Origin of the sequence: Actinosynnema sp. NPDC059335, from assembly GCF_042752395.1 — a bacterium.
GTDB lineage: Bacteria > Actinomycetota > Actinomycetes > Mycobacteriales > Pseudonocardiaceae > Actinosynnema.
Genome location: NZ_JBHYXZ010000242.1, coordinates 1 through 9,226 on the forward strand (window position 1 = coordinate 1; position 9,226 = coordinate 9,226).

The window sequence follows — 9,226 nt, forward strand, 5'->3', positions numbered from 1 at the left end:
TCCTCCGGCGACCGCGACACGTCGAACGGCACCACCACCAACCGCCCACCCGACGACAACGGCCCCCACAACTCCCACACCGAGAAATCGAACGAGAACGAATGGAACAACGACCACACATCGTCCACACCGAACTCAAACCGGTCGGCGATCGCGCTGAAGAGCCCGACCACGTTCGCGTGCGACACCGGAACACCCTTCGGCGTCCCCGTCGAACCCGACGTGTAGATCACATACGCCACATCGTCCACATGCGACCGACCTCGCTCGACGTCGGTCAAGTCCTCGCCCGAAAGACCGTCCAACCCAGCCAGGGAATCCAGACCGTCCAGCACCACCACCGGCTTGGCGTCGTCCAGTAGGAATGCGATCCGCTCCGCCGGATAGCCGGGATCAACAGGCACATACCCGCCACCTGCTTTCACCACCGCCAACACCGCGACCACCAGGTCCAGCGAACGCGGCAACACCAGCCCGACCAGGGAACCCGCACCAACCCCCAAACCCACCAAATAACGCGCCAACCTGTTCGCCCGAACGTTCAACTCCCCATACGTCAACGACTCGCGCTCGAACACCACTGCGACCGCCGAAGGATCACGTCGCACCTGCGCCTCGAACAAGGCCGGCAACGTCGTCACCGGCACATCCCGCACCGGACCCTGCCACCCCCGCAGCACCCGCTCCCGCTCCACGCGGTCCAGCACGTCGATCCGCCCCAACGGCACGTCCGGGTCCGCCACCAGGGCCTCCACCACCCGCACCAGGCGGCGCAGCACGAGGTCGGCCGCGTCGGCGTCGAGCAGGTCGGGCCGGTAGCCCAGGCGCAGCCGCAACCCCTGGTGCGGCAGCACGAGCAGGCTCATCGGGAAGTGCGCGGCGTCGCGCCCGTGCGTGCCGGTGATCCGCAGGTCGGGGCCGAGGTCCCACCCGCTGCCGGGCCCGACGGGGTAGTTCTCGAACACGAAGTCGGTGTCGAACAGCTCCTCCACCCCGGCGAGCCGGTGCACCTCCGCGAGGCCGAGGTGCTGGTGGGCGGTCAGGTCGGCCTGCTGTCGCTGGAGCGCGTCGAGCAGGTCGCCCGCCGGGAGCGCGGGGGCGAGGCGCACCCGCACCGGCAGGGTGTTGACGAACAGCCCCACCATCGACTCGACGCCGGGCAGGTCGGCGGGTCGCCCGGACACGGTCACGCCGAGCACCACGTCGGCGCGTCCGGTCAGGCGGCCGAGGAGCACCGCCCAGGCGGCCTGGAGCACGGTGTTCAGCGTGACCTCGCGCCGCCGGGTGAGGGTGGTGAGCCGGGCGCGCAGGTTCTCGGGGACGGTCAGCACGACCTGCTCCGGCACGACCGGCGCGCGGGCGGCGTCCGGCGGGGCGACGAGCGTCGGCCCGTCCACCCCGTCGAGCAGGTCGCGCCAGTGGCGGCGGGCGGCGTCGCGGTCCTGGCCGGAGAGCCAGGTCAGGTAGTCGCGGTAGGGCGTCACCCGCGGGAGGCCCCGGTCGTCGCCGCGGGTCGCGTAGAGGGTGAACAGCTCCCGCGCCACCAGGGGGCCGGACCAGCCGTCCAGCACGAGGTGGTGGTTGGTGACCACGAACCGGAACCGGTCGTCGCCGAGGCGGACGAGCGTGAAGCGGACGAGCGGCGGGCGGTCCACGGGGAAGCGCTGCTCCCGGTCGGCCCGGGTGATCCGGTCGAGTTCGGCGTCCCGGTCGCCGGGGTCGAGGGTCGACAGGTCGTGGTCCGCCCACGGCAGCGGCACTGCGCCCACGACGACCTGCACCGGCCGGGTCAGCCCTTCGTGGGCGAACGCGGCGCGGAGGTTCGCGTGCCGGCGCAGCAGGGCGGCGGCGGCCGCGCGCAGTGCCCCGACGTCCAGGTCGCCGTGCAGGTCCACGCCGAGTTGCACCACGTAGACGTCCGGGCCCTGCTCGTCGTACAAAGCGTGGAACAACAAACCTTCCTGCAACGGCGACAGGGGCAACACGTCCTCGATGCCCTGCCAACGCGCCTCGACGGCCTCGACCTCTGCCAGGGACAGATCGACCAACGGCAGGTCCGACGGCGTGCGGCCGCCCGCTCCCGGTCGCCGGGTGTGCGCGACGATCCCGGTCACCGCGCGGGTCCAGCGCCGTGCCAGCCCGCGGACCTCGTCCTCGGTGAACAGCTCCTCGGGCCACGACCAGGTCGCGCGCAACACGGTGCCGTCGACGCCCGCGTCGACCACGATCGCGTGCGACGCGGGCAGGTCCGACGCGGTCGGCGACACGACGTCGGCTTCCGGGGCGGGCGACCAGTCGCCGGTCTCCACGGCCCCGGCGCGCCCGAGGTAGTTGAACAGGATCTCCGGCGTGCCGAGCCGGGCCAGCTCCGCGCCGCGCTCCGGGTCGAGGTGGCGCAGCACGCCGAACCCGAGGCCGCGGTCCGGGAGCGCCCGCACCTGCTCCTTGACCCGTTTCACCGCGCGCCCGGCGGCCGGGCCGCCCGCGCACACCTCCTCGAAGCCGACCGGGCCGGGGTCGAGGCGGACGGGGAACATGCCGGTGAACCACCCGACCGTGCGGGAGAGGTCGACGTCGGGGTGGTCGCGGCCGTGGCCTTCCACGTCGACCAGCACGGCGGTCCGGTTCTCGCGCCACGTGCCGACCGCGACGGCCAGCGCGGTCAGCAGCACGTCGTCGACGCCCGCGTGGAACGCGGCCGGCGCCTCGCCCAGCAGGGGCGCGGTGGTGTCGGCGTCCAGCTCGACCGTGACGGACCGGACGCGGTCCGCGCGGTCGCGCGCCGGGTCCAGCGGGCGTGCGCCGAGCGCCGGTCCCGGATCGCGCAGGACGTCCGCCCACAGCGGCAGTTCCGCGGCCCGCGCGCCGGAGCGCGCCTGCTCGACCAGCAGGCCGGCCCACCGCCGGAAGGACGTGCCGACCGGGGCGAGCGCGGGGGTGCGGCCGGTGGTCACGGCCTGCCATGCCTCCGCCAGGTCGGGCAGCAGCACCCGCCACGACACGCCGTCGACCACGAGGTGGTGCAGCGTGACCAGGAGTCGTCCCGGGGTGCCCGGTCCGGCGTCGAACCACACCACGTCGAGCACGACCCCGTCGGCCGGTGACAGGCGGCCCAGCGCGGCGTCGGCCTCGGTGTTGAGCACGTCGACCACGTCGTCGGAGTCGCGGAGGTCCACGCGGCGGACCCGTGGCCGCACGTCGACCGACCCCGCCGGCCGCACGGTCAGCGACCACCCGGCCGCCGGGTCGGGGCGGGCGACGAGCCGGAGCGCGTCGTGGTGGTCCACGACCGCCTGGCACGCCGCCGTGACGCCGTCCACGTCGAGGCCGGGCGGCACCCGGAGCAGCACCCACTGCGCGAACCGGTCCGCCGAACCGCCCCGGTCCGCCAACCACCGCATGATCGGGGTGGCGAACACCTCGCCCACGCCGTCGTCGGCCGTCTCCGCCGGCACGCCGTCCAGGGCGGTGGCGACGGCGGCCAGCCGTTCCACGGTCTTGTGCTCGAACACGTCACGCGGCGTGAAGACCAACCCGGCTCGGCGGGCCCGGCCGACGAGCTGGATCGACACGATGCTGTCCCCGCCCAGGGCGAAGAAGCTGTCCTCCACCCCGACGCGGGCCAGGCCGAGCGACTCGGCGAACAGGCGGCAGAGCAGCTCCTCGCGCGGGGTGCGCGGTCCGCGGTCCGACACCGCGCCGGCGAAGTCCGGGGCGGGCAGCGCGCGTCGGTCGAGCTTGCCGCTCGGCGTCAGCGGCAGTTCGTCCACCACCACGACGGCCGCCGGGACCATGTGCTCCGGCAGCGACTCGGCCACGAACGCGCGCAGGGACTCCACCAGCTCGCGCAGCTCGTCCGGCAGCACCGGTTCGTTGGCGTAGGCGGACAGGTCGGTGGTGGCGTCGGTCGGCTGCCGGTAGGTGTCCGTGAGGGCCGTGCCGCGGGCGTGGGCGACGAGCACGGCGTCGAAGCCGTCCTCGGCGTCGGGCGACCAGGTGGTGGCGACGGTGTAGCCGAGCCGTGCGCCGAGGTCGTGGAAGTCCTCCGGCTCCCGGCCGCCGGGCGCGTCGGCGAGGCGGGCGTTCGGCACGTCGGTCACCCGCACGCGGTCCGGTCGCTTGACGGCCAGGTGGTTGGCCAGGCCGTCCAGGTCGGTGACGTGGGTGCCCCAGCGCAGCCGGAGCGCGTCCGCGACGGAGAGGGCCGGGCCCTTGCGCAGGACTGCGTCGTACCGGTAGCGGGTCAGCTCGTTGTGCCGGGTGCCCCGCTTGAGCCGCAGGTCGAGGCCGGTGACGCCGTCGGTCGTGGCGGCCAGGACGGCGAAGAACCCGGGGTCGAGCAGGAGTTCCCGTTCCCGGACGGCACCCCGGTGGCCGAGCGCGTTCCGGAGGTGCGGGAGCAGGCGCAAGTTCCGCACGTCGCCGACGAACACCGCGCCGCCCGGCACGACCAGGTCGAGGGCCCGGCGCAGGACGTCCGCGAGGTAGTCGACGTTCGGGAAGTACTGCGCCACCGAGTTCAGCACGACCGTGTCGAAGTAGCCGGTCGGGAGGCCGTCGACCACGTGCGCGGGTTGCGCCCGCAACTGCACCCGGTCGGCCAACCGCGCGTCGGCGTCGACGTGGGCGCGCAGCGCGTCCACCGCCTCGCGGGACAGGTCGGTGCCCCAGTACGCCTCGCACGACGGGGCGAGCCGGGCCAGCAGCAGACCGCTGCCGACGCCGATCTCCAGCACGCGGCGGGGTTCCAGCTCCCGGACGCGCGCCACGACGTGGTCCCGCCACTCCCGCATGTGGTCGAGCGGGAGGGGTTCGCCGTCGTAGCTGCTGGTCCAACCGGAGAAGTCCTCGCCGAGCGGTGTGCGGGCGACGGCGTCGTAGACCGAGCGGTAGACCGACTCCCAGTTGCCGAGGGACCGTTGTTCGCGGGCGGCGTCGCGGTCGCCGGGCGCGCGGGTGGTCGGCGCGACGTAGGCGACGAGCCGCCGGTCGGCGGTCCCGTCCCGGCGGGCGACGACGGCGGCCTGCCGGACGGCGGGGTGGCGGGCCAGCACCGACTCGATCTCGCCGGGCTCGATCCGGAATCCCCGGATCTTCACCTGGTCGTCGGATCGGCCGACGTACTCCAGTTGACCGTTGTTCCAGCGCACCAGGTCGCCGGTGCGGTACATGCGCGTGCCCGCCGGGCCGAACGGGTCCGCCACGAACCGCCCGGCGGTCAACCCGGGACGCTTCAAATACCCCTGCGCGAGCTGAACACCCGCGATGTACAACTCCCCCACCACACCCGGCAACACCGGAGCCAACCCGCCATCCAACACATAGACCCGCGTGTTCCACACCGGCGAACCGATCGACACCACCGACACACCCCGCTCGACCCGAGCGGCGGTCACATCCACAGCCGTCTCGGTCGGCCCGTACAGGTTGTGCAACGACACGTCCAACACCGAATGGAACTCGTTGGCCAACTCCGGCGACAACGCCTCACCACTGCACACCACCAGGCGCACGCCGTCGCACTGGCGCACCCCCGGATCACGCAGGAACGCGCCCAGCATCGACGGCACGAAGTGCAGCACCGACACCCGCTCCCGCCGGATCACCTCCACCAAATACGCCGGATCCCGGTGCCCCTCCGGCCGGGCCATCACCAAGACCGCACCGGTGATCAACGGCCAGAACAACTCCCACACCGACACGTCGAACCCGAACGGCGTCTTCTGCAACACCCGATCCGACGACGACAACCCGAACTCACCCTGCATCCACAACAACCGGTTCACCACAGCCCCATGCCCCACCACCACACCCTTCGGCACACCCGTCGAACCCGACGTGTAGATCACGTACGCGGGGCTGTCCCCCACCAACGGACCGCCTCTGTCCACATCGGTCAGATCCGCGCCGGACAGGTCCCCGCCGAACTCCACGCCGTCCAACACCACCACCGGCTCCGCGTCGGCCATCATGAACCCGACCCGGTCCGGCGGATGGTCCACGTCGATCGGCAGGTACGCGCCACCCGCCTTCAACACGCCCAACACGGCGACCACCAACTCGACCGAGCGCGGCAACCGCACCCCCACCACAGAACCCGCACCAACCCCCAAACCCACCAAATAACGCGCCAACCGATTCGCCCGCACGTTCAACTCCGCGAACGACACCGACACACCCTCGAACACCACCGCAACACCCGAACCCGCAACCCGAACACGCTCCTCGAACAAACCCACCAACGACACAACAGGCACATCACGAGCCGTGTCATTCCACGACACCAACACCCGATCCCACTCACCCGCACCGAACACATCCACCCGACCCACGGGCACGTCCGGGTCGTCGACCACCGTCCGGAGCACGCGTTCGTACCGGGCCAGCAAAGCCCGGACGTCCGCCTCGCCGAACAGGTCGGGCCGGTAGCCCAGCCGCAGGCGCAGGCCGTCGCCGGGCAGCACGAGCAGGCTGATCGGGAAGTGCGCCGAGTCCTCGCCGCGCACGTCGGTGATCCGCAGGTCGGGGCCGAGGTCCCAGCCGTCGCCCGGCCCGACCGGGTAGTTCTCGAACACGAAGTCGGTGTCGAACAGCTCTCCGACCCCGGCCTGCTGGAGGATCTCGGTCAGGCCGAGGTGCTGGTGGGCCACGAGGTCCGCGTGCCGCTCCTGCGAGGCCGCGACCAGCTCGCCGAACGTCCGCGCCGGGTCCAGCCGCAGCCGGACGGGCACGGTGTTGATGAACATGCCGACCATGGACTCGACGCCGGGCAGCTCGGCGGGCCGGCCCGACACGGTGACGCCCAGCACGACGTCGTCACGTCCGGTGAGCTTGCCGAGCAGCACGCCCCAGGCGGCCTGGAGCAGGACGTTCAGCGTGACCCCGCGGGCCCGGGCCAGGGCGGTCAACCGGGTCGTGAGCGCCGCCGGCAGCGGCACGACCACCTCGTGCGGCACGATCGGCGGCCGGGCCGCGTCCGGCGGCGCGACCAGCGTCGGCCCGTCCACACCGGCCAACAGCTCGGCCCAATGCCGACGCGCCTGCTCGCGATCCCGCCCCGCCAACCACGCCAGGTAGTCCCGGTACGGGGTCACGCGCGGCAGCCCGCGGTCGTCGCCCCGGGTCAGGTAGAGGGCGAACAGCTCCCGCGCCACGACCGCGTTGGACCAGCCGTCGAGGACGATGTGGTGGTTGGTCACCAGGAACCGGAACCGGTCGTCGCCGAGGCGGATCAGGGTGAACCGGATCAGCGGCGGGTCCTCCATGTCGAACCGCCGGGCCCGGTCGTCCGCCGTCAGCCGGGCCAGCTCGGCGGCGCGGGCCGCTTCGTCCAGCTCCGACAGGTCGTGGTCCCACCACGGGGGCTCGACCTCGCGCAACACCACCTGGACGGGTGTCCCGACGCCCTCGTGGGCGAAGCCCGCGCGCAGGTTCGCGTGCCGGCGCAGCAGTGCGGCGGCGGCGGCGCGCAGCGCCGGGACGTCCACGGTGCCGTGCAGCTCGACGGACAGCTGCACCACGTACACGTCGGGCCCCTGCTCGTCGTACAGGGCGTGGAACAGCAGCCCTTCCTGCAACGGGGACAGGGGCAGGACTTCCTCGATGCGCGGGTTCACCGGTCAGCGCCTTCCCCATCGTTGTTCGAGCAGGTCGATGCCGTCCGGGCCGAGGTCGACCAGCGGCGGCGCGGACGGTGCGCGGCGGCCGTCGCGGGCGTGGCGGACCAGGCCGGTGAGCGCGCGGGACCAGTCCCGCGCCAGCCGGCGGACCTCGTCCTCGGTGAACAGCTCCTCGGGCCACGACCAGGACGCGGTCAGCACCCCGTCGTGCACGGCGGCGTTGACCGTCATCGCGTGGGTGGCCGGGAGGTCCGGCGGGGCGGGGGTCGCGGTGGCCATCTCGGGCGCGGGCGCCCAGTCGCCGGTGTCCAACGCGCCGGCGCGGCCGAGGTAGTTGAACGCGAGCTGGGGTTCGGCGAACGCGGCCAGCACCTCGGCGGTGTCGGGGTTGAGGTGGCGGAGCAGGCCGAACCCGACGCCCCGGTCGGGGAGGGCGCGGCGCTGCCCCTCGACCCGCCGGACCGCCTCCCCGGCGTCGGGCCCGCCCGCGCACACGTCGTCGAACCGGACGGGGCCGGGGTCGAGCCGGACCGGGTGGAGGCTGGTGAACCAGCCCACCGTGCGCGACACGTCCAGCCCGACGTCCTCCCGGCCGTGGCCCTCCACGTCGACCAGCACCGAGGTGACGGGGTCGGCGCTGGTGCGGCGACGCCGTTCGGCGACCGCGACCGCCAGGGCGGTGAGCAGCAGGTCGTCCACGCCGGCGTGCAACGCGGCCGGCGCCGCGCCGAGCAGTGGCGCGGTGACGTCGGCCGGCAGGTCCACCACCACCGAGCGCAGCCGGTCGGCGCGGTCCCGGGTCGGGTTCAGCGGCCTGGCCCCGAGCAGCGGGCCGGGGTCGCGCAGCACACCCGCCCACACCGGCAGCTCGGCGACCCGGGCGTCCGACCGGGCCTGCTCGGCGAGCACCTCCGCCCATCGCCGCAGCGACGCGCGGACCGGCGCGAGCACGGGCGTCACCCCGGCCGTCACGGCCTGCCAGGCGGCGGCGAGGTCGGGCAGCAGGATGCGCCACGACACGCCGTCCACCACCAGGTGGTGCAGCACCAGCAGCAGCCGACCGCGGCGGCCCGGACCGGCGTCGAACCAGACCACCTCGACCATCCGGCCCTCGGCCGGGGACAGCCGGTCCTGGGCCGCGTGCAGCTCGCGTTCCACGTCCGCCCCGGGGCCCACCCGACGCACCCGGTCCCGGACGTCCGCACCGGCCGGCGGCACGTGCGCCCCATCCGGACCCACCACCAGCCGCAACGCGTCGTGGTGGTCGACCACCGCCCGCACCGCGGCCGTCACCCGGTCCAGCCCGAGGTCGGCGGGCACCTCCAGCGCGACCCACTGGCAGAACCGGTCCGCCGAGCCGCCCTGGCCGGCCAGCCACCGCATGATCGGGGTGGCGATCAGCCCGCCCACGCCGACGTCCGGCGCGGAATCGGTGTCGCCGTCCAGGTCCGCCGCGACGGCGGCGATCCCCTCGACGGTCTTGTGCTCGAACACGTCCCGGGGCGTGATGCCCAGACCCGCCTCGCGCACCCGGCTGACGAGCTGGATCGACACGATGCTGTCGCCGCCGAGCGCGAAGAAGTCGTCCTCGACGCCGACGCGGTCGA

General features: G+C 73.5%; 2 protein-coding genes. Both read right to left on the minus strand.

Annotation, left to right across the window (positions count from 1 at the left end; translation table 11 throughout):
- Positions 1-7,616 (minus strand): amino acid adenylation domain-containing protein (locus ACFXGA_RS38315; RefSeq protein ID WP_378097487.1); only part of this gene is annotated, 7,616 nt, incomplete at its 3' end.
- A gap of 3 nt (positions 7,617-7,619) precedes the next feature.
- A partial coding sequence (locus ACFXGA_RS38320; protein ID WP_378097490.1) for a condensation domain-containing protein occupies positions 7,620-9,226 on the minus strand: 1,607 nt, incomplete at its 5' end.